Source organism: Pseudorhodobacter wandonensis, from assembly GCF_001202035.1.
Lineage (GTDB): Bacteria > Pseudomonadota > Alphaproteobacteria > Rhodobacterales > Rhodobacteraceae > Pseudorhodobacter > Pseudorhodobacter wandonensis.
This window is the reverse complement of sequence record NZ_LGHT01000038.1, coordinates 52,418-75,662: the sequence shown is the minus strand read 5'-3', so window position 1 is coordinate 75,662 and position 23,245 is coordinate 52,418. Positions and strand designations below refer to the sequence as shown.

Here is a 23,245-nt window from a genome sequence, read left to right as displayed (position 1 = left end):
CCGTTTTGTCGAAATGGCGGGGGGGTTCAGACCGCCATTGCCGTGGTTTTCACAACGGTTCGCAGGGCAAAGCTGGATTGCATCTGCGCCACCCCCGGCAGCCGCGACAGGTATTGGCGGTGGATGCGGGCGAAATCTTCGGTATCCTGGGCGATGATTTTCAGCAGGTAATCCGCTGATCCGGCCATCAGATGGCATTCCAGAATATCGGGGACGCGTGCCACCTCGCGCTCAAACCGGTCGAGCAGGTCATCGGCTTGGCCCTGCAGGGTGATTTCAACGAACACGGTCGTCGGGCGGCCCATGCGGCGGGCATCGAGCAAGGCGACGTAACCTGCGATATAGCCCTCTTCCTCAAGCCGTTGCACGCGGCGGTGGCAGGCCGAGGGCGACAGGTTGATGCGTTCGGACAGCTCGGCATTTGTGACCCGACCTTCCTTTTGCAAAACAGTCAAAATTCTGCGGTCTGTTGCGTCAAGGTCAAGCATCGCCGTGGTTCTTTCATCGAATTGACGTTTGTGTCGAATATTATACGCCGAAACCATGGAAATTCCACCCAAATTTCAAAGCAATTGCGTGACCGCCGCGCGATAGTTTTTGAATAACCAGGGAGGTTGCATATGAAAATCGGTTGTCCAAAGGAAATCAAACCCCAAGAATTCCGCGTGGGCCTCACGCCCGATGCGGCGCGTGAGGCGGTGGCCCATGGCCATAGCGTTTTGGTGGAAACAGGTGCAGGCGTCGGCGCGGGTTTTACCGATGCTGATTACCTTGCGGCGGGGGCCAAGATTGCGCCCGATGCCGAGAGCGTTTTTGCCCAATCTGAAATGATCGTAAAAGTGAAAGAACCGCAGCCGGTCGAGCGGGCGCGCCTGCGTGAGGGGCAATTGCTGTTCACCTATCTGCATCTTGCGCCCGATCCTGAACAGACCGCCGATTTGCTGAAATCTGGTGTTACCGCAATTGCCTATGAAACCGTGACAGATGCCCGTGGCGGGCTGCCGTTGCTGGCACCGATGTCCGAAGTGGCCGGGCGTCTGGCACCACAGGTTGGCGCGTGGACGCTGCAAAAGGCCAATGGCGGGCGTGGCGTGTTGCTGGGCGGTGTGCCCGGTGTGCTGCCTGCGAATGTTGTCGTAATTGGCGGCGGTGTGGTGGGCACAGCGGCTGCGCGGGTTGCAATTGGCATGGGGGCAAATGTAACCGTGCTGGACAAATCTATCGCCCGCCTCAGCTGGCTTGACGATCTATGGCAGGGTCGGTTGATGACGCAATATGCCTCGGCCGCCGCCACCGCCGAGCAGATCAAGACGGCAGATATGGTGATCGGCGCAGTTCTGGTGCCGGGGGCTGCTGCGCCCAAACTAATCTCGCGGGCGCAATTGGCCACAATGAAACCCGGCGCGGCGCTGGTGGATGTGGCGATTGACCAAGGCGGGTGCTTTGAGACCTCAAAAGCGACCACCCACCAAGACCCGATTTATGATGTGGATGGCATCATGCATTATTGCGTGGCCAACATGCCGGGGGCGGTTGCGCGCACCTCGACCATCGCTTTGGGCAACGCGACGATGCCGTTCATGCTGGCGCTGGCCGATAAAGGTTGGAAGCAGGCCTGTGCCGATGACAAGCATTTGCTGGCCGGGCTGAACACCCATGCAGGGCATCTGACCTATGCCGCGGTGGGTGAGGCATTGGGGCTGCCTGTGATGGCTGCGGCGGATGCGCTAAAGATCTGAGCAATCTGCGACAGAAAGCGCGCAAGCAAACGTATTACGGGCAAATCGATCCAAAGGCCCCTTTTCATGTTTGCGCGTATTTCCCCCTATCTTCTATGGGTTATCCTTTCGCTGCCCGCATTCTGGGCGAGGTCACAAAGTTTGATATTCTGACCGGATGGCTGGCGTTTTTGGTCTTTATCCCGCTTGCGGCGACATCGAATGATTGGGCGCTGCGCAAGCTGGGCACAGTTTGGAAGCCGCTGCAACGCTGGACATATGCCGCTGCCGTGCTGACCTTGCTGCATTGGGCAAGCCTGCACAACTGGGGCAGCTGGGTTCCTGCCGCGATCCATTTCGGGCCTTTGGCCGCACTTAGCCTCTATCGCGTCTGGTATCAGTATTTCCGCAAACGCCCTGCCCGCGCGGTCGCCGCGTAAGCCTGCCATAAAAACGGCCCGCCAAGCGGTTGGCGGGCCGTTGCTGTTTACGACCGTTTGGATCAGGCGCGCGCCTTCAGCAGATCGCGGATGTCGGCCAGCAACTCTTCTTGGGTTGGGCCAGCGGGCGCTGCGGGGGCGGCCTCTTCTTTTTTGATCGCGGCGTCTTTGACGCGGTTGACCATTTTCACCAGCATGAACACCACGAAAGCGATGATCAGGAAGTTGATGACAGCCATGATGAACGCGCCATAAGCAAAGATTGCGGCACCGCTTTCGCGGGCGGCGGCGATGCCTGTGCCGGGGGCAACATCACCCGAAAGCACGAAATACATGTTGGAAAAATCGATGCCACCGATGATAAGCCCGATGATCGGGTTGATCAGGTCACCGACCAGTGACGATACGATTGCCGTAAAGGCTGCACCGATAATGATACCGACAGCCATGTCCATGACATTGCCTTTGGCGATGAAGCTTTTGAATTCGTTTAGCATTATTGCCCCCTTTTAGAAACGTTTGCCGGTATATCCGACATCTTGGTTGTGACGAAAACGCATTGGCGTTGCCTTTGCCTACACTGTTTTCGGCCCGTTTTCATGGGGAAAATACGCATTTCCAAGTCATCTTTGACAGGGATTTGCGTTTGGTCGATCAGGGGCGCGGGGCAGCCGCGCGGCGCAGGCGGTCGTTTATTGCGCGGCCAAGGCCTGTTTCGGGGATCGGCGCAAAGGCGATGCCTGCGGATTGGGCCATCTCATCCGCCAGCCGCAGGGTGTGGAACAGCGCGGCCGCAGCGGCAACCAGATCACCTGTGGGTGAAAGCGACAGCGCGGCCCCTGCGCAATCGGGGCCGAAACCGACCCAAACCTCGCCCGTTCGTGGTGTGGTTACGTTCAGCCGCACGCCAGCCGCGGGGGCATAATGCGAGGCAAGCTGACCGGGGGCGTTTGGCTTTTCTGCGCTGCCGCCGCTGGCAAGGGGCATGGCCAATGCGGCCTCTAGCGCCTCTACCGGCACACCACCGGGGCGCAGCAAGGCAGGGGTATCCAGCAGCCCGATGATGGTGCTTTCAACGCCGACATCACAGGCACCCGCATTCAAGACCGCCTCTATCCGGCCGGAAAGGCCTGCCAGAACATGGTCAGCGCGGGTGGGGGAAATGCGGCCCGAGGGGTTGGCCGAGGGCGCGGCCAGTGGCCCGCCGAACGCCCGCAGCAAGGCACGGGCCAGCGGATGGGCGGGCACGCGAATGGCCACGCTGTCCAACCCGGCAGTCACCAGCGGCGACAGGCCCGCGTCATGGCGCAAGGGTAGAACCATGGTCAGCGGGCCGGGCCAGAATTGGGCCGCAAGGGCCAAGGCCTGATCGTTGAACACCGCATAGGTTTGCGCCGTTGCAAGATCGGGTACATGCACGATCAGCGGGTTGAAATGCGGCCGGCCCTTGGCTGCGAATATCCGTGCGACGGCGTGGTCATTTCGGGCATCCCCGCCGAGGCCATAAACCGTTTCGGTTGGAAACCCCACCAGCCCGCCGCTGCGCAAAATTTCGGCGGCATCATTGATACCGTCTTGTGTTGGCGCAAGGGTTCGGGTTTTGATTTCCATGGTGACGTAGCGTTGACCTTGAAGGCGGGATATGCGCGGTTAAACATTGCAGTGACGTCGGACATACTTGGCCCGCAGCGTTTTGCCAAGCCAGAGCCGCCACTTGCCTGAGGAGAGTTTCATGCCCTACCGCGCCCCGCTTGCCGATTTTCAGTACTTGTTTGAAAATGTGGTCGGGTTTGATCAGGTCGCCGCGACCGAAACTTTTGCCGATGCCACGCCTGACACGGTTGACGCGATTTTGACCGAGGCGGGCAGGCTGTGCGAAACCGTTTTGGCGCCGTTGCAGCGGGCGGGTGATTTGCACCCTGCGCGGTTGGAAAACGGGGTTGTGCGTACCTCGCCCGGCTATGCCGAAGGCTATCGCGCGATTGTTGAGGGCGGTTGGGTCAGCATCGCGGCCAGCCCTGAATTTGGTGGCATGGGCCTGCCGATGGCACTGACCACTGCGGTGAATGAGATGATGGGATCAGCCTGTTTGTCGTTACAGCTGAACCCGCTGATGACCCAAGGCCAGATTGAGGCGCTGGAGCATCATGCCAGCGATGAGATCAAAGCGATGTATATCCCCAAGCTGATTTCGGGCGAATGGTGCGGCACGATGAACCTGACCGAGCCGCAGGCGGGCAGTGATGTGGGGGCATTGCGTTCCAAAGCTGTGCCGAATGGCGATGGAACCTATGCGATTTCGGGGCAAAAGATTTTCATCAGCTGGGGTGACAATGATTTCACCGAGAATGTCTGCCATCTGGTGCTGGCCCGCCTGCCCGATGGTGCCGAGGGAACCAAAGGCATCAGCCTGTTCATGGTGCCAAAGATTATCCCCAATGCCGATGGCACGATGGGCGACCGCAACAGCCTGCACGTGGTCAGCCTAGAGCATAAGATGGGGCTGCATGGCTCGCCCACAGCGGTGATGCAATATGACGGCGCCAAGGGCTGGTTGATTGGCGAGGCGCATAAGGGCATGGCGGCGATGTTTACGATGATGAACAACGCACGGCTGGGTGTTGGTGTGCAGGGGCTATCGGTGGCTGAAGGGGCGTATCAGCATGCGCTGGCCTATGCGCTGGACCGCAAGCAGGGCAAAACGCCCAATGGTGTTGGCACGATTTCCGACCATGCCGATGTGCGCCGGATGCTGGCCACGATGAAGGCCGAGGTGTTTTCGGCCCGCGCGATTGCGCTGTCTTGTGCCGTGGCCACCGATATGGCGCGGGCCACGGGGTCGGCCGATTGGGCGGCGCGCGCCGCGCTGTTGACGCCGATCACCAAGGCTTTTGGCACCGATACCGGCGTGGCTGTGGCCGATATGGGCATACAGGTGCATGGCGGCATGGGGTTTATTGAGGAAACCGGTGCGGCGCAATTTTTCCGCGATGTGCGGGTGACGGCGATTTATGAAGGCACCAACGGCATTCAGGCGATGGACCTTGTGGGCCGCAAAATGATGGATAACGGCGAGGCGGCGTTTCGCTTGATCGAGGAAATCGAGCAGAACGCCCATGGCGTGCGCGCGCAATACCCCAATATGGCAACCGCCGTTTGGAACGCGGCTGAATCCTTGCGTGAGGCGACCGAGGGATTGCTTGCACAGGGTATGAACGACCGTTTCGCAGGCGCTGTGCCCTATTTGCGGGCCTTTGCGCGGATCTTGGGCAGCCATTACCACCTTTGCGCCGCCATGGCCGAAGGCGTGGATGGCCCGCGCACAGCGCTTGCGCGGGTCGCGATCAAACGCCTGTTGCCGGAACATACCGCGCTGCTGGCGCAGGTACGCGAAGGGGCCTCGGGGCTGTATGCGCTGTCGGATCAGGATTTGCTGGCGTGACACAACACGCAGGCATCCGCTATCCGCATGAAGACCCACCAGAGGCCGGCCGCGCGATAGAGGTGGCCCCCGGTGTGCTGTGGATGCGGTTGCCGCTGCCGATGGCGCTGGACCATGTGAACATTTTTGCACTGGATGAGGGCGATAGCTGGACGGTTGTCGATACCGGTTTTGACAGCCGGAAAGGCCGCGCGCTTTGGGCCGATCTGCTGGCGGGGCCATTGGCGGGCAAACCGGTAAGCCGTGTGGTGGTGACGCATTTCCACCCTGACCACATCGGCCTTGCAGGCTGGTTTCAGGCGCAAGGGGCCGAGCTGCTGACCACCCGCACCAGCTGGCTTTATGCCCGCATGTTGATCTTGGATGAACAGGCCGCACCGCTGCCCGAGCAGGTTGCGTTCTGGCGCGGCGCGGGGATGCCTGCCGATATTCTGGCGGGCCGTATGGCCGAACGGCCGTTCAACTTTGCCGATGTGGTGACGGCTTTGCCACTGGGCTATACGCGGGTGCAAGAGGGGCAAGAGGTCACGCTGGGCGGGCGGCGATGGGCGGTGCGCACAGGCGATGGCCACGCGCCGGAACATGCGACGTTCTGGTCGCTGGATGATAACCTTGTGCTGGGCGGCGACCAGCTTTTGCCGTCGATTTCGGCCAATATCGGGGTGTACCCGACCGAACCCGACGCCGACCCGCTGGCAGAATGGCTGGCCAGTTGCGCCCGTTTTGAGGCATTTGCGCAGGAAGGGCAGCTTATCCTGCCCGGTCATAAACTACCCTTTACCGGCCTGCCCCTGCGCCTGCGCCAGATGGCCGAAAACCACCACGGCGCGCTGGACCGCTTGCGCAAGCATCTGGCCACGCCACATACCGCTGCCGAGTGTTTTCTGCCCGTGTTCAAACGCGACATCACAGGCTCGGCCTATGGCCTTGCGCTGGTTGAGGCCGTGGCCCACCTGAACCACCTCTTGCATAAGGGCGAGGTTTGCCGGACCATGGGCGCAGATGGGGCCTGGAAATGGGTGATGCATGATCGATGACATTATGACCGCAGCCGAAGCGATGGAGGCGCATGCCCTGCCCCGCGCACGTGTGGTGCATTGTAACGAAAACGCGCCCGCCACGGCCGAACAACTGCCCCTGCCCAAGGCCGTTGCCAAAAAGCCGGTGGGCCAGAAAAGCCCTGCCGAATGGGCCTATGAGCGGCTGATCCTGTATCTGAAAAACTTTGAAGAACAGCTGGACAAGAATCACGAAGTGGCAATGGGGTTTACCGGCAGCTCGGCCGGGGTTTTGCGCATCGAAGGCGTCGGTTTTTTCGACCCTGACATCGTGACCTTTTACGGTGCCGATGAAGATGGTGCCAAGATGCAGCTGATTCAACATGTGACCCAGTTGAACGTGGTTTTGCGGGCGATTTCCAAGGAAACGCCGCCCGAAGAACCCGCCCGCCGCATCGGATTTCGCCTTGCCCAGGATTTGGGTGAGGTTTAGCTGCAATACCGCCGCACCTTTGCCCCGCCCCCCCGTGACAGCGGGAAATTATTGGGCTAAACCGCAATATAACTGTATTCTTAGGGAGATGCCGCAATGGCCGAACACAAGCACGGTAGCATGGACATTAAAGTTCAGGAAAAAACCTTTGAGGGTTTCTTGCGCATGGTGGCTTGGGGTGCCGCGATTTCGATCGGTGTTCTGATTTTCATGGCACTGGCCAACGGCTAATCCGGAACCGGAATATTAGCGGCGTATGTTTTACGCCCAAGGGGTAAACATGCGCCGTATTTATTTATGCTTTATTGCCATTTTGTTTTTAGCAGCATGTGGCGGGGCCGAATCCAAATGGGCCTCGGATGCTGATGTGGCAAAAGCGCGGTATGTAAATACGGGGCCGACCTCGATTACGCTGTACACGGTGTTGTCTGTGGCCAACGGCTCTGGCCAGCATTCGGGTCTGCTGATCAAAGGTTCCGAGAATGTGATGTTTGATCCGGCCGGCACCTGGCACCACCCAAAGCTGGCCGAGCGCAACGACGTGCATTTTGGCATGTCGCCGATCATGGAAGATTTCTACATCGACTACCATGCCCGCGAAACCTATGATGTTGTTCAACAAACCATTCTTGTTTCGCCCGAAGTGGCCGAGATTGCGATGCGGCGCGCCATGGCGAACGGGGCGGTTGGCAAGGCACAGTGCACGATTGCCACCTCGGGTGTCTTGCGCGATGTGCCGGGCTTTGAATCGATGCCAAGCACCTTTTACCCTAAAAAGCTGATGGAGGCTTTTGGCAAGTTGCCGGGGGTCAAGACGCGCAAATTCACCGATACGGATACGAACAACAATCACGGTGTGTTGCTGGTGCAGGCGGGCGATCCGCGCCTGCAGTGACCGTGACGCTATACCACGGCTTGCCGGACAGTCTGCGCACGCAGGCTGCGGCGCTGTATTGGGAGGCGTTTGGCGGCAAGCTGGGGCGGGTGATGGGTCCAGAGCCCAAAGCGATTGCGTTTCTGTGCAACGCGCTTAGCCGCGACCATGTTATCATTGCGCTATCAGATCAGGGCAAATTGCTGGGCATGGTGGGGTTCAAAACCTTTGAAGGCAGCTTTGCCAATGGCAGTGACGCCGATCTGCACAAGGCCTATGGCAGGTTTGGGGCGTTCTGGCGGGCCGCGCTGTTGGGCCTGCTGCAACAGAGTGTTGAGAACGAACGTTTCTTGCTGGATGGCATCTGCGTGACCGCGGACGCACGGGGGCAAGGGATTGGCAGCTTGCTGCTTGAGGCGATTTGCACCGAGGCGAAGGCACGGGGCTATACGGGCATCCGGCTGGATGTGGTAACGTCGAACCTGCGGGCGCAGCGGTTATATGAACGGCTGGGATTTACCGTTTTGCAGACGGAATCGATGGGGCTGTTGCGCTTTGTTTTCGGGTTTAAAACCTCAACCGCGATGGTAAAGGCGCTTTAGCGCCTCATGGTTTGCCTAGTCGAATGTACCGGTGACACGACCCAGCAGCATAAAGGCGCGGGCGGTGCGGGTTTCGGCCAGATCGGCCAATTCGGAATCGGTCGCATTCTTTTCAAACTCGGCAAATGTCTTATCGAAGCTGCGCAAAAAGTGATGCGCGGCGTCGCGGAAAATCGGGTCTTCGCGCATCCGTGACGCAGTAAGGGCCAGGCTAGAGCGATCGCGTATCCCGCCCAGTGGCGCAATTTCACGGCCGCGTTCACCGCTGGCAAAGCGGCGCCATACCTCGGGGCGGCAACGCTCGGGCTTGAGGTCATCCATATAGATGCCCTCTTGGCTTAACAGCGTCAGCACATCCTGCGCGGCACGGATCAGGCGCGAGGATTTGCGATCTTCGAGCGCCAGACGCAAGGCACGGAAACCGGCTTTGTCCTCGGGGCTTTCGGGGAAATGCAGGGCGCGGACGAAATCGGCAACCGAAAGCGGTGCGCGCATATCCTCGGCAGGGGTGCCAAGCGCCAAGAGCGGCTGTTCATCATTGCTGTGCTTGATCGGCACGCTGAGCGCGGCTTTGCGGTCGGCCGAAGGCTCGGTCAGCGTCGAATCGCGGCGCGTGGTGAACATGGCCAAGGTCGTTTCGGTTTTGCGCTGCGCGGCGACGATTTCATCCAGCTTTTTTTCGACCTGCGGCTGGCTGGTAGCGCCGCCTTGCTGGCCTGCCAGATAGGCCTGCCGCATCGCATCAACAGAGATTTGCAGGCGCTCTGCCTCATCCCGCAGGGCGCGGATGGTGCGGGATGTCGTAACCACGCCCCACAGCAAGGCCAGCGGCAAACTGGCCACCAAAAACAGCATAAGCATCGCCAAGGGGCCGGTAAAAACCGGGTCAGGCGACAGGAAAACCTGCGCCGCAATGGCAATGACCCAGACAATGGCCAAAGCAAAAGCGACCAATTCGGGCAAGGCAGGTTTGCTGCCATCCGCGGGCGGCATTACCGGTTTCGGGGCCTTTGGGGTGCTCATGCGTCGGGTCTCGCCTTGGGGTATCGCTGTTTCGGGGCCAAAAACAACAACTTAAACGTATTTGATAGACAGCACTTCATAGCTGCGCTGGCCGCCGGGGGTTTTCACCTCGACGGTATCGCCTTCGTCCTTGCCGATCAGCGCACGGGCGAGAGGCGATTTGATGTTCAGCAAACCACGTTCCAGATCTGCCTCTGGCTCACCCACAATCTGATAGGTGCGCTCTTCGTCGGTGTCTTCATCGACCAGCGTGACCTTGGCGCCAAACTTGACTGTGCCCGAAAATTTGCTGGAATCGATAACATCGGCCAGCGAAATAATCGCCTCAAGCTCTTTTACGCGGCCTTCGATAAAGCTCTGCTTTTCGCGGGCGGCGTGATACTCGGCGTTTTCCGACAAGTCGCCATGCTCACGCGCCTCGGCAATCGCGCGGATGACCGCCGGGCGATCAACCGATTTCAACTGCTTCAGTTCTTCGTCTAACGCGGTAAAGCCCGCGCGTGTCATCGGAATTTTTTCCATAGGCCTACACGTAAAAGTAATAAAGTCACGGCCATTGCGGGCCATGACCTTGGTTCAGGTTTGCTGCCACTAACCCAATAGCAGCCACGCGGCAAATGCAAGCAGAATGCCGCATCTGCGCGCTGCCTTGCCTATTGCGTCACCGCTACGCCACGTTGCGGGCGTTTTGGACCATTGCAGCATCGGTTTGGCTGTGGTTTTCATTGAAATATCGCCGTGGCTGCGCTAGCCACACGCGAAAGAATATGTCGATTACGCGCAGATTTGCGCCACGAATGAAGCAAGGGAGCTGCCACATGGCCGAAGCAGAGCGCGAAACGATGGAATTTGACGTTGTAATCGTCGGCGCGGGGCCTGCGGGCCTGTCGGCGGCGATCCGGCTAAAGCAGTTGGACAGTGATCTGAACGTTGTGGTGCTGGAAAAAGGGTCCGAGGTTGGGGCGCATATTCTGTCGGGCGCGGTGCTGGACCCATCGGGCCTTGACGCTTTGCTGCCCGATTGGCGCAACATGGGCTCGCCCATCAAAACGCCGGTGGTCGCGGATAACTTTTACATGCTGGGCGAAGGCGGCAGCGTGCGCATTCCCAATTGGCCGATGCCGCCATTGATGAACAACCACGGCAATTACATCGTGTCGATGGCCAATGTTTGCCGTTGGATGGCCGAGCATGCCGAAGGTTTGGGCGTAGAAATTTTCCCCGGCATGTCCTGTTCTGCGCTGGTTTACGGCGATGCGGGCGAGGTAAAGGGCGTTGTGGCGGGTGAAATGGGCCTTGCGGCCGATGGCACCCCCGGCCCGAACTATGAACCGGGGATGGAGCTGCACGGCAAATATGTGTTCCTGTCCGAGGGCGTGCGCGGCAGCCTCGCCAAGGAAGTCATTGCAAAATACGACCTGTCAGCGGGCAAAGAGCCGCAGAAATTCGGCCTTGGCATGAAGGAAATCTGGGAGATCGACCCGGAAAAGCATAAATTGGGCACTGTGACGCATACGATGGGCTGGCCTTTGGGCAGCAATGCGGGCGGCGGATCGTTTATCTATCATATCGAAAACAATCAGGTTTATGTCGGGTTTGTGGTTCACCTGAACTATCAGAACCCGCATCTGTACCCTTACATGGAATTCCAGCGGTTCAAGCATCACCCGATGGTGGCCGAGCTGCTAAAGGGCGGAAAACGTGTGGCATATGGCGCGCGCGCGATTTCCGAGGGCGGCTATCAGTCGATGCCGAAAATGGTGGCGCCGGGTGTGGCGCTGTTGGGTTGCTCGGTCGGTATGGTCAACGTGCCGCGCATCAAGGGCAACCACAACGCCATGCTATCGGGTAAAGCCGCGGCCGAGGCGGCCTTTGCGGCGATCGGTGCAGGGCGCAGTGCTGATGAGCTGACCGATTATGAGACCAGCGTGCGCAGCGGCGCGATTGGGGCGGATTTGAAAAAAGTGCGCAACGTCAAACCCTTGTGGTCAAAGTACGGGCTTGTTGCGTCGCTGATGGGTGGCGGGCTGGATATGTGGACCAACACGCTTGGCTTTTCGCTGTTTGGCACGCTAAGCCACGGCAAGACCGATGCGGCGGCAACCGGCAAGGCGGCGGATTTCGCGCCAATCGCCTACCCGCGCCCCGATGGCGTGCTGTCGTTTGACCGGCTGACCAACGTGGCGTTTTCCTTTACCAACCATGAGGAAGGCCAGCCCGCGCATCTGAAGCTGAAAGATGCGTCGATTCCGATCACGGTTAACCTGCCCGTATATGCCGAGCCTGCGCAGCGCTATTGCCCGGCAGGGGTTTACGAAGTGGTGGCCGAAGAGGGCAAAGACCCGCGCTTTGTCATCAACTTTCAGAACTGCGTGCATTGCAAGACCTGCGATATCAAAGACCCGAGCCAAAACATCAACTGGACAACGCCGCAGGGCGGTGATGGGCCGAATTATCCAAATATGTAATCGGGTTAACATTTGCGCGAGGCGGGGGCCAATCCCCGCCTTTCGTCTTTGTTGTGCATTGCCTTGCCTGCCGCAGCGCCTTAGCTTGAGCCAAAGAATTGGAGCCCGCCTATGCAGTTTCGCCCCGTAATCGCCGCCACGATGCTGGTACTTTGGGCGCAGGCCCCCGCCTTATACGCCCAAACCGCTGCGGAAACACCAATAGCCGAGCCGATTGACAGCGGCGCCTATCTTGCGGCGCGAGTGGCAGGCACGGACAATGATTTTCGCGAGGCGGCGTATTGGTTTACCCGCGCCTTGCTGGCGGCACCCGGTGATCTGTCGCTGATGGAAGGCACCGTTCTGGCACAGGCGGGGGCAGGGAATTTTGACGCCGCAATCGCTGTGGCGACCAAGCTGAAGGCGACCGGTATGAAATCGCCTTCGGCCGAGATTGTGCTGATCGCCGATGAGGCCAAGCGCGGCGATTTTGCGGCCCTGCAAGTCAAGCCCGAGCTGGCGCGGACAGGTGCAAGCCTGCTGGACGGGTTGATAAACGCCTGGGCCGAGTTGGGCAAAGGCCAGATGTCTGATGCGCTGGACGCCTTTGACGCCTTGGGCAAAACCGACGGGCTGAACGGTTTTGCGATGTTTCACAAGGCTTTGGCCCTTGCCTCGGCAGGGGATTTCGAAGGGGCCGAGGCGATCATGACGGGCGACGCCGCCGGTGCCATTGCATCGCTGCGGCGCGGCACAATGGCGCGCATTCAGATTCTAAGCCAGCTGGAGCGGAACCCCGAGGCGATTGCGCTGTTAGATCAGGCCTTTGCGGGCGACACAGACCCCGCGATCACCAGCCTGCGCGCGCGGCTAGAGGCAGGCGAACCGGTGCCTTTTGACATTGTGCGCAACCCGGCGGATGGCGTGGCCGAAGTGTTCTTCTCGCTTGCACTGGCGTTGAATGGCGAGGCGGATGACGCCTTTACCCTGCAATACACCCGCGCCGCACTGTATTTGCGCCCCGATCACTCTGAAGCGATTTTGTTGACCGGTGCCTTGCTGGAAAACCTGAAGCAATATGATCTTGCAACCGAGATCTATTCAACGATGCCGCCTGCGGATGGTGGCTTTTTTGCTGCCGAGATCGGGCGCGCCCGTGCGTTGCAAGGTGCAGGCCAGTTGGATGCGGCGCTTGAGGTGCTGAAAACGCAAGCGGCTGCCAACCCCGAACAAACGCCGATCCGATTGGCCCTGGCCGATATGCTGCGCGGCGAGGAACGCTGGGCCGAGGCCGCAACAGCCTATGACGCAGTGCTTGCGAATGTGCCACAACCAGTGCCTGCGGGGTACTGGTCGGTCTATTACAGCCGCGCGATTGCGTTGGAACGGCAAAAGCTGTGGGAGCCTGCCGAAGCCGATTTTCGCAAGGCGCTGGAACTGGCACCCGATCAGCCACAGGTTCTGAACTATCTTGGCTATAGCTATCTGGAGCGTGGCGAGAATTACGATGAGGCGCTGTCGATGATTGAGCGCGCCGTGGCCCAACGCCCCGAAAGCGGCTATATTATTGACAGCCTTGCCTGGGGTTATTTTCTGGCCGGCCGCTATACCGATGCCGTTGTGCCGATGGAAAAGGCGTCATTGCTGGAACCTGTCGATGCAACCGTGACCGACCATTTGGGTGATGTTTATTGGGCCGTGGGCCGCAAGCTGGAGGCAAAATTCCAGTGGCGGCGCGCGTTGTCTTTTGACCCCGAGGACGAACTGGCGACCCGCATCCGGCGCAAGCTGGAGATCGGGCTTGATGCTGTATTGGCCGAGGAAGGCGCCAAGCCGCTGACAGACGTGAAGAATGGTAACTGAGCGGGCCTATGCCAAGGTAAACCTGACGCTGCATGTGACGGGCCAGCGCGATGACGGCTATCATTTGCTGGACAGTTTGGTTGTGTTTGCAGGGATTTACGACGAAATCTGCGCAGAGCCTGCGGATGATCTGAGCTTGGAAATCTGCGGCCCTTTTGCGGCGGGATTGGCGGCCGAGGCTGACAACCTTGTGCTGCGGGCCGCGCGATTGTTGGCCCAGGGCCATGGGGCGGCCATTCGTTTGACGAAAAACCTGCCGGTTGCGTCGGGGATTGGTGGCGGATCTGCCGATGCGGCGGCGGCCTTGCGGGCACTGGCGCGGCTGTGGGGGGTGGACCTGCCCGACATGGCCAAAGTTGCGGGGCTGGGGGCGGATGTGCCGGTATGCCTTGCCAGCCGCGCTGTACGGATGCGCGGGATTGGCGAGGATATTTCACCGCTCTCCCCCCTGCCCGCGCTGGAAATTGTGTTGGTAAACGCTGGTGTTGGCGTACCGACGCCGCAGGTGTTCAAAGCGTTAGCGCAGAAAACCAACCCTGCGATGCCCGAAAATCTGCCAGCTTGGCCCGATGCGGCAGCGTTTTGCGAATGGTTGGCAGCGCAGCGCAATGACTTGCAGGCCCCTGCGGCCAGTATTGCGCCGGAGATTACGGAGACGCTGGGCCTTTTGCGGGCCTCTGGCTGTTTGTTTGCGGGTATGTCCGGGTCGGGCGCCACCTGTTTCGGGGTATGCGCCCCCGGTCAGGCCGAACAGGCGGCGAGCGCCATTTCGCAACAGCGCCCTGACTGGTGGGTTGCTGCCGGTCAGTTGATTCGCGACACCACGTAATCGGCCAGATCACCCAGCATCGCGCGCAAAGCGTGGTCGGGCAAAACACCCAAGGCATCGCGGGCCTTGGCGGCCCAATCCAGCGCGTCACGGCGGGCGGCATCCATCGCATCGTGGCGGGCCATGATGGTCATCGCCTGTTCCAGATCGCCCTCTTGCTGGTCGCCTTTGCCGATGGTGCGCTGCCAAAAGGCACGTTCTTCGGCGTTTGCCTGTGCTACGGCCTTAATGACCGGCAAGGTAAGTTTACGTTCGCGGAAATCATCGCCGGGGTTTTTGCCAATGACCTGCGCCGTACCGCCGTAATCCAGCAAATCATCCACAATCTGAAACGCTATGCCCAAAGCATCGCCATAGGCATAGAGCGCCTTGACCTGATCTTCGGGCGCGCCTGCGATCACGCCACCCACCTCGGTTGCGGCAGAAAACAAGGCGGCGGTTTTACCACGCACCACTTGCAAATAGATCGCCTCGGTTGTTGCCAGATCCTGTGCGGCGGTCAGTTGCAGCACCTCGCCCTCGGCAATCGTGGCCGACGCATTGGCGAGAATATCCAACACCCGCAACGAGCCGGTTTCGACCATCAACTGAAAGCTGCGCGAAAACAGATAATCGCCGACCAGAACCGATGTTTTGTTATCCCACAACTGGTTGGCTGTGGGGCGGCCGCGGCGGCGTTCGCTTTGATCAACGACATCATCATGCAGCAAGGTTGCAGTGTGAATAAATTCAACCGTTGCTGCCAGATGCACATGGAATGGCCCGTCATAGCCACACATCCGCGCGGCAGCCAATGTCAGCAAGGGGCGCAGGCGCTTGCCCCCTGCCTCGACCAGATGGGCTGTTACCTCGGGGATGCGCGGCGCGTGTTCTGATGCCATGCGCGTGCGAATCAGGTCATTCACCGCTGCCATATCTGCGGCCAGCCATTGGGCCAACCGGTCCTGCGGCTTTGCGATTTCACGATCCATAGTCATTCCCCAGTCTCAATCCCGTATCACAGGTATATCAGCAACCTCGACAGACCAAGGCCTAATGATTATGTCTTGGTTATGAAAGAACTTTTGCGCACCACTGATCCGACGGTCATTCCTTGGGCCACAGCTCTCTTGCTGGGCGAAGGTATAAAGCCGTTTGAGTTTGACGTCCATATGAGCGTGCTTGACGGTTCTATGGGAATTTTACCGCGAAGACTAATGGTGGCGGACCGCGATCTGTTCCTTGCGCGGGCTATTTTGAAAGACAATAATATTCCGACCGGCCAATAGGCCAACAAATATGGGGTTTTATGTTCCCAGACGATGCATTGACGGATGATGCCTTTTTGGGCGGGCGCGTGCAGTTATGGCAACCCAAACGCGGGTATCGCGCGGCAACCGACCCGGTGTTGCTGGCCGCCTGCTGCCCTGCCAAGCCGGGACAGTCGGTGCTTGATCTGGGCTGTGGGGCGGGGGCTGCGTCACTTTGCCTTGGGGCGCGGGTGGCAGGGCTGGCGCTGACAGGGCTGGAATTGCAACCGGCCTATGCCGAACTGGCCCGTCGCAATGCCGCCCGGGCCAAGCTGGACCTTGTGGTTATCGAAGGGTCGGTGCTGGATATGCCCAAACCGCTGCGGCGCGATTTTGATCATGTTATCACCAACCCGCCCTATTATCTGCCATTAGGCACTCCGGCTGCCGATTCTGGCCGTGATTTGGCGATGCGCGAGGCGGTTTCCATTCGGGAATGGATTGATGCGGCCAAACGGCGGGTGGCGCCTTTGGGCTGGTTGACGGTGATCGTGCGGGCCGACAGATTGGGCGATACGCTGGCCGGATTGGGCAGTAGCATGGGATCAATTTCAATTTTACCGATCGCCGCGCGGGTGGGGCGTGAAGCCGGACGCGTGGTTATTCGCACCCGCAAAGGCGGACGCGGCGACATGCGGTTGCTGGCCCCGCTGATCTTGCATGATGGCCCCGAACATACCGGCGACCGCGACGACCACTCGCCCCAGGCCGAGGCTGTTTTTCGGCGCGGAGAGGGCTTGGACCACCTGCTCACATGAATTTTAGGCAAAGCTTGGCCGACCCCGTCCGGTTTTTCGTGACACGACTCAAAAGGTGTGTTGCACTGGTGTTACGTAAACCGAGTTTAGGAGGAAATGAATGACTGTCGCTTCGCACCTACAGGAACTGCGCCGCAAGCATGAGAACCTTTCATCCATCGTGGAAAAAGCCGAGCGTAGCCCCGGTGCCGACCATCTTAAGGTTGCTGACCTTAAAAAACAGAAACTCAAGCTCAAGGAAGAGATTTCGCGCCTGACCCAGTAACGGGTATCACGCCCGGCGCTGGCGCATGACGCCAGTGCCGCACCCGCGCGTCTGAAAAACGACCAGCGCCGTGTATGCAGTGTTGCTGACCGGCCCATCTTAGTGCGCAAAAGGCGATTTATGTTTCACGCTGTTTTAGGTATTTAGGCCAAGATGAAATAGAAAAGGGGCCAGCTTGATGCCAGCCCCTTTGTTAATACGTTTCGTGCTATCAGACGAAGAATTGTGCGCCGTTTGCGCTGATCGTCGAGCCGTTGATAAAGCCCGCGTCATCGGAAACGAGGAAGACCACGCAACGCGCGATTTCTTCGGGTTCGCCCAAACGGCCCGCTGGAATACCGGCGATGATCGATTCGCGGACCTTTTCCGGAACAGCCATCACCATTTCTGTAGCGATATAGCCAGGGCAGATTGCGTTTGCAGTGATGCCCGCGCGTGCACCTTCTTGGGCAAGGCTTTTCACGATGCCCAGATCGCCCGCCTTGGTTGCCGCATAGTTTACTTGGGCAAACTGGCCTTTTTGGCCGTTGATCGAGGAAATCACAACCACGCGACCAAATTTACGCTCACGCATACCCGGCCAAATCGGGTGAACGGTGTTGAAAACACCGGTTAGGTTGGTGTCGATTACCTGATGCCACTGCTCGGGCGTCATTTTGTGGAACGGGGCGTCGCGGGTGATGCCTGCGTTGGCGATCACGATTTCGATGGGGCCAAGATCGGCCTCTACCTGTGCAATGCCGGCCTTGGAGGCGTCGTAATCCGCAACGTTCCACTTATAGGTCTTGATCCCGGTTTCGGCGGTGAATTTGGCGGCCGCTTCGTCGTTGCCGGCATAGTTTGCTGCAACGGTATAGCCTGCGCTTTTCAACGCTACTGCAATGGCTGCGCCAATCCCGCGCGACCCTCCGGTGACCAGGGCGACTTTAGACATAACTTCTCCTCCACGAGATTGCTTTGAAATACTATTATCGAAGGGAACGCGTGGACGCAATATTATTGCGCCCACAATTTTCAGCAAAGGAGATTATGGGCGCTCAAGGCACATGGCCACGCCCATACCGCCGCCGATGCACAATGTTGCAAGGCCTTTCTTGGCGTCGCGGCGCTTCATTTCGAACAGCAAAGTGTTAAGGATACGCGCACCCGAGGCGCCGATTGGGTGACCAATCGCAATCGCGCCACCGTTCACGTTCACCACATCCGGATTCCAACCCATATCTTTGTTCACGGCGCAGGCTTGGGCGGCAAACGCCTCGTTCGCTTCGACCAAATCAAGGTCTGCGGCGTTCCAGCCGGCTTTGGCCAGTGCTTTGCGGCTGGCGTAAATAGGGCCGACGCCCATGACTGCCGGGTCCAAGCCTGCTGTCGAATAAGACGCGATGCGCGCCAGCGGGGTCAAACCGCGCTTGGCGGCTTCGGCCTCGGACATCAGCAAAACAGCTGCCGCGCCATCGTTCAGGCCCGAAGCGTTTGCCGCTGTGACAGTACCGTCTTTGGTAAAGGCAGGGCGCAGCTTTTGCATTGATTCAAGCGTTGCACCGTGACGGATATATTCATCCGCACTGACATTAACGTCACCCTTGCGGGTTTTGATGGTAAAGGTAAAAATCTCATCCGCGAACTTGCCGGCCTTTTGTGCGGCTTCGGCCTTGTTCTGGCTGGCCACGGCGAAAGCGTCTTGCATCTCGCGGCTGATTTGCCATTTTTCCGCAACGTTTTCAGCGGTTTGACCCATGTGATAGCCGTTAAACGCATCCCAAAGGCCATCTTTGATCATGCTGTCGATCATCTTCATGTCGCCCATTTTTGTGCCCGCGCGCAAATGCGCAACATGGGGCGACAACGACATGTTTTCCTGACCACCGGCAACCACGATTGCGGCATCGCCCAACAGTACATGTTGCGCGCCCAAAGCAACCGCGCGCAGACCCGAACCACACACCTGATTCAGTGACCAAGCGCTGCTTTCCTGCGGCAAACCAGCCAGAATATGCGCCTGACGCGCCGGGTTTTGGCCCTGCCCTGCTGTCAACACCTGCCCGAGAATCGTTTCTTCTACTTCAGCCTTGTCAACACCAGCGCGCGCAACAACTTCCGCGATTGCTGCCGCCCCCAGTTCATGTGCCGGCGTATTCGCAAATGCACCGTTAAAGCTGCCGACGGCTGTTCGCGCCGCTGAAACAATTACAACATTGGTCATGGTTGGTCCTTCCCTAAAGTCGGCAGAGCGCCGCAATGCGGAAAGGGTCACCCGATCCGCTCTGTTTAATGGCTAAGACCAGCCCAGACAAAAATCAAGGATATCGGCACGGTTAGTTGCAGTAGAATTGACGCAGCGGAAGGGATCAGGGGGGGGGGGGCTTGCGGTTTTCGACCCAAGAAGGGCGAAATGTCGGCGCGCCAAAGGCATAGCCCTGCATGCAATCGATGCCTATGGCCTGCAACCACTCGGCCTCTTGCTGTGTTTCCACAGATTCTGCGACCGTCAGCATGTCAAAATGCTGCCCGATCGACATCAGTGCACGCGTCAGCGCCTGATTATCGGGGTCGCGATCAATGTTGCGGATGAATTGCCCGTCAATCTTGACCACATCAAACAGGAAATCCCGGAAGTAGCGAAAGGCGGTGTTGCCTGCCCCGAAATCATCGAGCGCGAAAGAGACGCCTTGTGCCTGCAGGTCATCCATAAATGCGATCACCAGCTCTGGCACCATCATGGCCGAGCTTTCCGTGATTTCAAGAATCAGCCGTTCTGCGATTGTTTTGTCCGTTGCCAGCCCTTTGCGCAGTATTTTCATCCAACGCGGATAGCCGACGGACCGTGCCGACATATTGATCGAAACACGCACCTGCGGAAAGCGCGCCAAGGTGGTTAGGCCTATGTCCAATGCCAAGCAATCAATCTGGCGGCCCAGTTCATCTGTTTCGATTGCATCGATAAAGTCCTTTGCCGGAATCACCCGCCCCATCGGGTCTATCACCCGCATCAGCCCTTCATGGAAAGCGATCCTTGACGGGTCTACCCCTACGACCACCGGCTGATAGGCAAGCCGCATGCGCCTTTCTTGAATCGCTTGCCGCACCATTGCGATTGTTTCGCCGTCACGCGCTTTGATAACCGCCGACAAGGGGCTTTCATCCCCCATTTGTCGCTCAATCCGATTAAGAAATACCATATTTTGCCCCTGCGATTGATGGGGACGCCCCCTAACCGTTGCACTATCTTGCGCCAATCGACGTAAAGGACTGGTAAAGTTTCCCAGTATGTTCCAATTTTAGGCACTTTTGCGTCCATGACAGAAAGCAATTTGATGACGACCTGCACCTGGCCCGGCACCGACCCGATGTATATCGCCTACCATGACACCGAATGGGGAGTGCCCGAATGGGACAGCCGAGCGCTCTGGGAAAAGCTGATCCTGGATGGCTTTCAGGCGGGGTTATCCTGGATTACGATCCTTAAGAAACGCGAGGCGTTTCGCGAGGCGTTTGCGGGGTTTCGCCCTGAAATCATTGCTGAATGGGGCGAGGAAGACGTGCTTCGCCTGCTTGCAAACCCCGGTATCGTGCGGCATCGCGGCAAGATTGAAGGCACCATAAAATCGGCGCGAGCCTATTTGAAAATTGAAAACGATGTAGGGTTTTCGAATTGGCTTTGGGCCTATGTCGATGGTGCGCCCCTGCAAAACCAAATGCAGACTATGGCCGATGTGCCGGGCTTTACACCGCTTTCAACCCGGATTTCAAAGGATCTGAAAAAGGCCGGTTTTACGTTTTGCGGGCCCACCATCGTCTATGCCTTCATGCAGGCCACGGGAATGGTGAACGACCATATGACGGGCTGCCCGTGCCATGCAAAGGTGGCGCGAATGGCGCAACGCCCGACCGTTTAGTAACGTTGGGCTTGCTGTTGTTCATTGGCAAGTCGCTTTGGGCACTGCAGCCCAGTTTTGCCGAACGCGCACGCAAGGCCAAGGTTGCACCACACCGGCTTTGCCCAGCGCGATGCGCGATCTGGGTCATCTGCCATGGCGCATCACTTGAATGGTGCCATGAGCGCCGCAAGACGTCGCGGCGCCCATGGAATTGGCTTTGTTACTTGCCCCAAATAGCGGCGTAGGATTCACGGTAAGGCGAGTCAGGGTCGAATGCGTTGCTGTCGCCCATTTTGGCCAGACCCTCTTTGGTTACCAAAGCCGGCGCCGTGACATAGCCCGAGCAGGCAGCACCCGAGACAGCGCGGTTCAGCTCATCCACAAGCTGCCAGCCTTGTAGGTTCAAAGGCTCGGCCACCGTAATCGCCTGATATTGACCGCCGCGGATGCGCTGGAATGCGGCCTCGGAACCATCGCCTGCAGAACCTGCCAATGGCGCGCCGTCACCTGCGATACCAGCCGCAGCAAGGGCCGGGCCCATGAAGTCGAAATACAGGTCATTGATCGCCAAAGCATGGGTCCAGCTTGCGCCATACTTTTGCAACAGGTTGGTGGTCAGCGGGCCCATGCGGGTCGAGGTTTCCGCGATTGGAGTATCGACGTATTCCAGAACAGTGCCGCCCCCTGCCTCGATTGTGGCTTTGATCCGGTCAGCTTTGTCGATGGCGATCTGATAGGTCGAGTCGGTGAAAATCACGACGCCCGGCTTGCCTGCGCCGTCTTCCAGCGCCCATTTTGCAGCCACTTCCGAGACCTGCATTGCGTCAGTCGAGACGTTTGCAAAAATACCACCCGGCGCGTCACAACCGATCTTTGGCCCGGAATGCCAAGACACCATCGGAATTTTTGCTGCGGCAACGCCTTCAAGGGCGGCTTGCTGCTCGGTCGCGTCAAAGCCGTTGATGATGATACCATCGGGCTTAAGCGCCAAGGCCTGACCAATGGCTGCGGTGCGGCCCTGCACCGAACCCGCGCCATCCAGTACCCGAACCTGCCAGCCGATCTTGGCCGCGGCTTCCTCGACGCCGTTGGTCACACCAAGGATACCGCCATTTTTCAGGTCGGCGGCAAGCACCACAATGGATTTGCCCTCGGCCGCGACCGGCCCAGTGGTTGGCCCATCAAAGGCTGTCTCGGCAAATGCCGCCGTCATTCCCAGTCCGGCCAGCACTGTTGTCGCCAGCATCGTTTTGATCAGTGTACGCTTCAGCATGGTTTCCTCCCATTATGCTTTTGCTTTTGGTCTTTTCTTATCGGCACCCTTGCGCCGTTGCGCATAACCGGCGATGCCGATTGCGATCAGCAGGGTGACCCCGTTAAAGAGTGGCTCGACCCAGAAAGAGCCCCCGAATTGCTGGATGCCCGAAATCCCGACGGCCAGAATTGCCACGCCAATAATCGTGCCCCAAACGTTAACCCGCCCCGGTTTGATCGTGGTTGAGCCCAGAAACGCCCCGACAAGCGCCGGCAGCAGAAACTCCAACCCGACGCTGGCCTGACCAATCCGAAGTTTCGATGCAAGGATGACGCCGGCCAAGGCGGTCAGAAAGCCCGAAGACATAAAGGCGCCAATGACGAATTTCCGTGTCGGAATGCCGTTCAGCTGCGCCGCTTTCTGGTTCGCGCCGATGGCGTAAAGATAGCGGCCAATCGGCGTGTATTCGAGCACGACCCACATGATGACGGTAATCGCGATTAGATAGAATCCGGTAATCGGCAGGCCGAAAACAAAGGTGCCGTTGATGGCCAGAAAACCATCGGGCAACAGGCCGACCATTTGCCGCCCGCCAGTGTGCCAAAGCGCAAGCGCATAAAGCACAGTGCCGGTTCCCAGTGTCGCAATAAAGCTGTCGATCTGCGCAACTTCGACGAGCCAACCATTCAAAAGGCCGGTAAACACGCCAAGGCAAAGCACAATCACCACAGCAAGCGGCCATGGCACGCCCATCATGGTTTGCAACGAAATGGCAAGGATATGCCAAAGCACGATGCCATAGCCCACCGTCAGGTCTATCCGCCCAGCTGCCATAGGGATCATAGCCCCCAGCGACAGCAAGGCGATAATCGCCTTGTCAGACACAATGGCGCGCAGGTTCAGCATTGTCGGAAAGGTGTTGGGCAATAAAATCGAGAACAGCACGATCAACGCGCCTGTCAGGATCACCAAACCATAAACCGGCAAAAACCGTAAAAACCGAGTGAACCGATCAGCGCCTTTCAGCTCTGCCTTGGTGGGCTCCAAAGCGTTTGATTTCAATGATTGCAT

The 23,245-nt window shown here is 58.7% G+C and carries 26 protein-coding genes; 15 read left to right on the top strand and 11 right to left on the bottom strand.

Translation table 11 applies throughout. The features are described from left to right. Positions 1-26: 26 nt before the first annotated feature. Positions 27-488 carry an Lrp/AsnC family transcriptional regulator gene (locus AKU79_RS12805; RefSeq protein ID WP_050524000.1) on the bottom strand — a complete coding sequence of 154 codons (462 nt, stop codon included), beginning with the start codon at positions 486-488 and terminating at the stop codon, positions 27-29. 132 nt (positions 489-620) lie between these two features. On the opposite strand from AKU79_RS12805, the gene ald reads away from it, so the two are divergent. Next, positions 621-1,739 (top strand): alanine dehydrogenase, encoded by a 1,119-nt coding sequence (gene ald, locus AKU79_RS12800; RefSeq protein WP_050523982.1) that lies wholly within the window; start codon positions 621-623, stop codon positions 1,737-1,739. A gap of 95 nt (positions 1,740-1,834) precedes the next feature. After that, a complete protein-coding gene (locus tag AKU79_RS12795; RefSeq protein WP_050523981.1) occupies positions 1,835-2,158 on the top strand; it encodes a hypothetical protein in 324 nt (107 codons plus the stop codon). A gap of 62 nt (positions 2,159-2,220) precedes the next feature. Here the strand turns inward: AKU79_RS12795 and mscL are convergent, their stop codons facing one another. Both mscL and AKU79_RS12785 read right to left on the bottom strand, forming a co-directional pair. Then, positions 2,221-2,655, bottom strand: coding sequence for a large conductance mechanosensitive channel protein MscL (gene mscL / locus AKU79_RS12790; RefSeq protein WP_050523980.1), 435 nt, complete (start codon positions 2,653-2,655; stop codon positions 2,221-2,223). A gap of 157 nt (positions 2,656-2,812) precedes the next feature. Further along, entirely contained in the window at positions 2,813-3,769 is a 957-nt protein-coding gene (locus tag AKU79_RS12785) for an L-threonylcarbamoyladenylate synthase (protein WP_050523979.1), read from the bottom strand. Positions 3,770-3,890: 121 nt separating this feature from the next. On the opposite strand from AKU79_RS12785, the gene AKU79_RS12780 reads away from it, so the two are divergent. The 6 genes from AKU79_RS12780 (at position 3,891) to AKU79_RS12755 (ending at position 8,567) form a co-directional block, all read left to right on the top strand. Continuing rightward, positions 3,891-5,600, top strand: a complete 1,710-nt coding sequence (locus AKU79_RS12780; protein WP_050523978.1) for an acyl-CoA dehydrogenase — start codon at positions 3,891-3,893, stop codon at positions 5,598-5,600. Further along, on the top strand, positions 5,597-6,637 hold the full coding sequence (locus tag AKU79_RS12775; RefSeq protein ID WP_050523977.1) for an MBL fold metallo-hydrolase: 1,041 nt from the start codon (positions 5,597-5,599) through the stop codon (positions 6,635-6,637). The genes AKU79_RS12780 and AKU79_RS12775 overlap by 4 nt, the downstream gene beginning before the upstream one ends. After that, on the top strand, positions 6,627-7,091 hold the full coding sequence (locus AKU79_RS12770; RefSeq protein ID WP_050523976.1) for a DUF6173 family protein: 465 nt from the start codon (positions 6,627-6,629) through the stop codon (positions 7,089-7,091). Before AKU79_RS12775 ends, AKU79_RS12770 begins: the two co-directional genes overlap by 11 nt. A 96-nt stretch (positions 7,092-7,187) precedes the next feature. Beyond that, the gene (locus tag AKU79_RS12765) at positions 7,188-7,322 is read left to right on the top strand and encodes an aa3-type cytochrome c oxidase subunit IV (protein WP_050523975.1); all 135 of its coding nucleotides are present in this window, start codon (positions 7,188-7,190) and stop codon (positions 7,320-7,322) included. Positions 7,323-7,371: 49 nt separating this feature from the next. After that, positions 7,372-7,986: a hypothetical protein gene (locus AKU79_RS12760; protein WP_050523999.1), complete on the top strand. Its 615-nt coding sequence runs from the start codon at positions 7,372-7,374 to the stop codon at positions 7,984-7,986. Beyond that, entirely contained in the window at positions 7,983-8,567 is a 585-nt protein-coding gene (locus AKU79_RS12755) for a GNAT family N-acetyltransferase (RefSeq protein ID WP_050523974.1), read from the top strand. Before AKU79_RS12760 ends, AKU79_RS12755 begins: the two co-directional genes overlap by 4 nt. A 15-nt stretch (positions 8,568-8,582) precedes the next feature. Here the strand turns inward: AKU79_RS12755 and AKU79_RS12750 are convergent, their stop codons facing one another. Both AKU79_RS12750 and greA read right to left on the bottom strand, forming a co-directional pair. Further along, complete coding sequence (locus tag AKU79_RS12750) at positions 8,583-9,590, bottom strand: hypothetical protein (protein WP_156209725.1); 1,008 nt, start codon at positions 9,588-9,590, stop codon at positions 8,583-8,585. A 51-nt stretch (positions 9,591-9,641) separates the two neighbouring features. Next, on the bottom strand, positions 9,642-10,112 hold the full coding sequence (gene greA / locus AKU79_RS12745) for a transcription elongation factor GreA (RefSeq protein WP_050523972.1): 471 nt from the start codon (positions 10,110-10,112) through the stop codon (positions 9,642-9,644). Between the two features lie 296 nt (positions 10,113-10,408). On the opposite strand from greA, the gene AKU79_RS12740 reads away from it, so the two are divergent. The 3 genes from AKU79_RS12740 (at position 10,409) to AKU79_RS12730 (ending at position 14,729) form a co-directional block, all read left to right on the top strand. Beyond that, positions 10,409-12,058, top strand: coding sequence for an electron transfer flavoprotein-ubiquinone oxidoreductase (locus AKU79_RS12740; RefSeq protein ID WP_050523971.1), 1,650 nt, complete (start codon positions 10,409-10,411; stop codon positions 12,056-12,058). Between the two features lie 111 nt (positions 12,059-12,169). Continuing rightward, positions 12,170-13,900, top strand: a complete 1,731-nt coding sequence (locus AKU79_RS12735) for a tetratricopeptide repeat protein (RefSeq protein ID WP_231580172.1) — start codon at positions 12,170-12,172, stop codon at positions 13,898-13,900. Continuing rightward, a complete protein-coding gene (locus AKU79_RS12730) occupies positions 13,890-14,729 on the top strand; it encodes a 4-(cytidine 5'-diphospho)-2-C-methyl-D-erythritol kinase (RefSeq protein WP_050523970.1) in 840 nt (279 codons plus the stop codon). The genes AKU79_RS12735 and AKU79_RS12730 overlap by 11 nt, the downstream gene beginning before the upstream one ends. On the opposite strand, the gene AKU79_RS12725 is transcribed toward AKU79_RS12730, so the two are convergent. Next, entirely contained in the window at positions 14,705-15,706 is a 1,002-nt protein-coding gene (locus AKU79_RS12725) for a polyprenyl synthetase family protein (RefSeq protein ID WP_050523969.1), read from the bottom strand. The two genes, AKU79_RS12730 and AKU79_RS12725, sit on opposite strands and share 25 nt — an antisense overlap. Positions 15,707-15,781: 75 nt before the next feature. Between AKU79_RS12725 and AKU79_RS12720 the strand changes: the two genes are divergently transcribed. The 3 genes from AKU79_RS12720 (at position 15,782) to AKU79_RS18995 (ending at position 17,041) form a co-directional block, all read left to right on the top strand. Continuing rightward, entirely contained in the window at positions 15,782-15,997 is a 216-nt protein-coding gene (locus tag AKU79_RS12720; protein WP_050523968.1) for a putative signal transducing protein, read from the top strand. 20 nt (positions 15,998-16,017) lie between these two features. Further along, on the top strand, positions 16,018-16,776 hold the full coding sequence (locus AKU79_RS12715) for a tRNA1(Val) (adenine(37)-N6)-methyltransferase (RefSeq protein WP_050523967.1): 759 nt from the start codon (positions 16,018-16,020) through the stop codon (positions 16,774-16,776). A gap of 100 nt (positions 16,777-16,876) precedes the next feature. Then, positions 16,877-17,041: a YdcH family protein gene (locus tag AKU79_RS18995; RefSeq protein ID WP_082224036.1), complete on the top strand. Its 165-nt coding sequence runs from the start codon at positions 16,877-16,879 to the stop codon at positions 17,039-17,041. Positions 17,042-17,252: 211 nt separating this feature from the next. Here AKU79_RS18995 and phbB read toward each other — a convergent pair whose 3' ends face one another. The 3 genes from phbB to AKU79_RS12700 form a co-directional block, all read right to left on the bottom strand. Next, entirely contained in the window at positions 17,253-17,975 is a 723-nt protein-coding gene (gene phbB / locus AKU79_RS12710; protein ID WP_050523966.1) for an acetoacetyl-CoA reductase, read from the bottom strand. A gap of 93 nt (positions 17,976-18,068) precedes the next feature. Next, the gene (locus tag AKU79_RS12705; protein WP_050523965.1) at positions 18,069-19,244 is read right to left on the bottom strand and encodes an acetyl-CoA C-acetyltransferase; all 1,176 of its coding nucleotides are present in this window, start codon (positions 19,242-19,244) and stop codon (positions 18,069-18,071) included. Positions 19,245-19,389: 145 nt separating this feature from the next. Then, positions 19,390-20,220, bottom strand: a complete 831-nt coding sequence (locus AKU79_RS12700) for an EAL domain-containing protein (protein ID WP_050523964.1) — start codon at positions 20,218-20,220, stop codon at positions 19,390-19,392. A gap of 135 nt (positions 20,221-20,355) precedes the next feature. Between AKU79_RS12700 and AKU79_RS12695 the strand changes: the two genes are divergently transcribed. Continuing rightward, positions 20,356-20,937 carry a DNA-3-methyladenine glycosylase I gene (locus AKU79_RS12695; protein WP_050523997.1) on the top strand — a complete coding sequence of 194 codons (582 nt, stop codon included), beginning with the start codon at positions 20,356-20,358 and terminating at the stop codon, positions 20,935-20,937. A gap of 202 nt (positions 20,938-21,139) precedes the next feature. On the opposite strand, the gene AKU79_RS12690 is transcribed toward AKU79_RS12695, so the two are convergent. After that, on the bottom strand, positions 21,140-22,192 hold the full coding sequence (locus tag AKU79_RS12690; RefSeq protein WP_050523963.1) for a substrate-binding domain-containing protein: 1,053 nt from the start codon (positions 22,190-22,192) through the stop codon (positions 21,140-21,142). Positions 22,193-22,204: 12 nt separating this feature from the next. Further along, positions 22,205-23,245, bottom strand: a complete 1,041-nt coding sequence (locus tag AKU79_RS12685; RefSeq protein WP_050523962.1) for an ABC transporter permease — start codon at positions 23,243-23,245, stop codon at positions 22,205-22,207.

Coding starts and splice junctions, on each gene's coding strand:
- AKU79_RS12805 (WP_050524000.1), bottom strand. CDS start 488: ATGCTTGACCTTGACGCAACAGACCGCAGAATTTTGACTGTTTTGCAA.
- ald (WP_050523982.1), top strand. CDS start 621: ATGAAAATCGGTTGTCCAAAGGAAATCAAACCCCAAGAATTCCGCGTG.
- AKU79_RS12795 (WP_050523981.1), top strand. CDS start 1,835: ATGGGTTATCCTTTCGCTGCCCGCATTCTGGGCGAGGTCACAAAGTTT.
- mscL (WP_050523980.1), bottom strand. CDS start 2,655: ATGCTAAACGAATTCAAAAGCTTCATCGCCAAAGGCAATGTCATGGAC.
- AKU79_RS12785 (WP_050523979.1), bottom strand. CDS start 3,769: ATGGAAATCAAAACCCGAACCCTTGCGCCAACACAAGACGGTATCAAT.
- AKU79_RS12780 (WP_050523978.1), top strand. CDS start 3,891: ATGCCCTACCGCGCCCCGCTTGCCGATTTTCAGTACTTGTTTGAAAAT.
- AKU79_RS12770 (WP_050523976.1), top strand. CDS start 6,627: ATGATCGATGACATTATGACCGCAGCCGAAGCGATGGAGGCGCATGCC.
- AKU79_RS12765 (WP_050523975.1), top strand. CDS start 7,188: ATGGCCGAACACAAGCACGGTAGCATGGACATTAAAGTTCAGGAAAAA.
- AKU79_RS12760 (WP_050523999.1), top strand. CDS start 7,372: ATGCGCCGTATTTATTTATGCTTTATTGCCATTTTGTTTTTAGCAGCA.
- AKU79_RS12750 (WP_156209725.1), bottom strand. CDS start 9,590: ATGAGCACCCCAAAGGCCCCGAAACCGGTAATGCCGCCCGCGGATGGC.
- greA (WP_050523972.1), bottom strand. CDS start 10,112: ATGGAAAAAATTCCGATGACACGCGCGGGCTTTACCGCGTTAGACGAA.
- AKU79_RS12740 (WP_050523971.1), top strand. CDS start 10,409: ATGGCCGAAGCAGAGCGCGAAACGATGGAATTTGACGTTGTAATCGTC.
- AKU79_RS12735 (WP_231580172.1), top strand. CDS start 12,170: ATGCAGTTTCGCCCCGTAATCGCCGCCACGATGCTGGTACTTTGGGCG.
- AKU79_RS12730 (WP_050523970.1), top strand. CDS start 13,890: ATGGTAACTGAGCGGGCCTATGCCAAGGTAAACCTGACGCTGCATGTG.
- AKU79_RS12725 (WP_050523969.1), bottom strand. CDS start 15,706: ATGACTATGGATCGTGAAATCGCAAAGCCGCAGGACCGGTTGGCCCAA.
- AKU79_RS12720 (WP_050523968.1), top strand. CDS start 15,782: ATGAAAGAACTTTTGCGCACCACTGATCCGACGGTCATTCCTTGGGCC.
- AKU79_RS12715 (WP_050523967.1), top strand. CDS start 16,018: ATGTTCCCAGACGATGCATTGACGGATGATGCCTTTTTGGGCGGGCGC.
- AKU79_RS18995 (WP_082224036.1), top strand. CDS start 16,877: ATGACTGTCGCTTCGCACCTACAGGAACTGCGCCGCAAGCATGAGAAC.
- phbB (WP_050523966.1), bottom strand. CDS start 17,975: ATGTCTAAAGTCGCCCTGGTCACCGGAGGGTCGCGCGGGATTGGCGCA.
- AKU79_RS12705 (WP_050523965.1), bottom strand. CDS start 19,244: ATGACCAATGTTGTAATTGTTTCAGCGGCGCGAACAGCCGTCGGCAGC.
- AKU79_RS12700 (WP_050523964.1), bottom strand. CDS start 20,220: ATGGTATTTCTTAATCGGATTGAGCGACAAATGGGGGATGAAAGCCCC.
- AKU79_RS12695 (WP_050523997.1), top strand. CDS start 20,356: ATGACGACCTGCACCTGGCCCGGCACCGACCCGATGTATATCGCCTAC.
- AKU79_RS12690 (WP_050523963.1), bottom strand. CDS start 22,192: ATGCTGAAGCGTACACTGATCAAAACGATGCTGGCGACAACAGTGCTG.
- AKU79_RS12685 (WP_050523962.1), bottom strand. CDS start 23,245: ATGCAATCATTGAAATCAAACGCTTTGGAGCCCACCAAGGCAGAGCTG.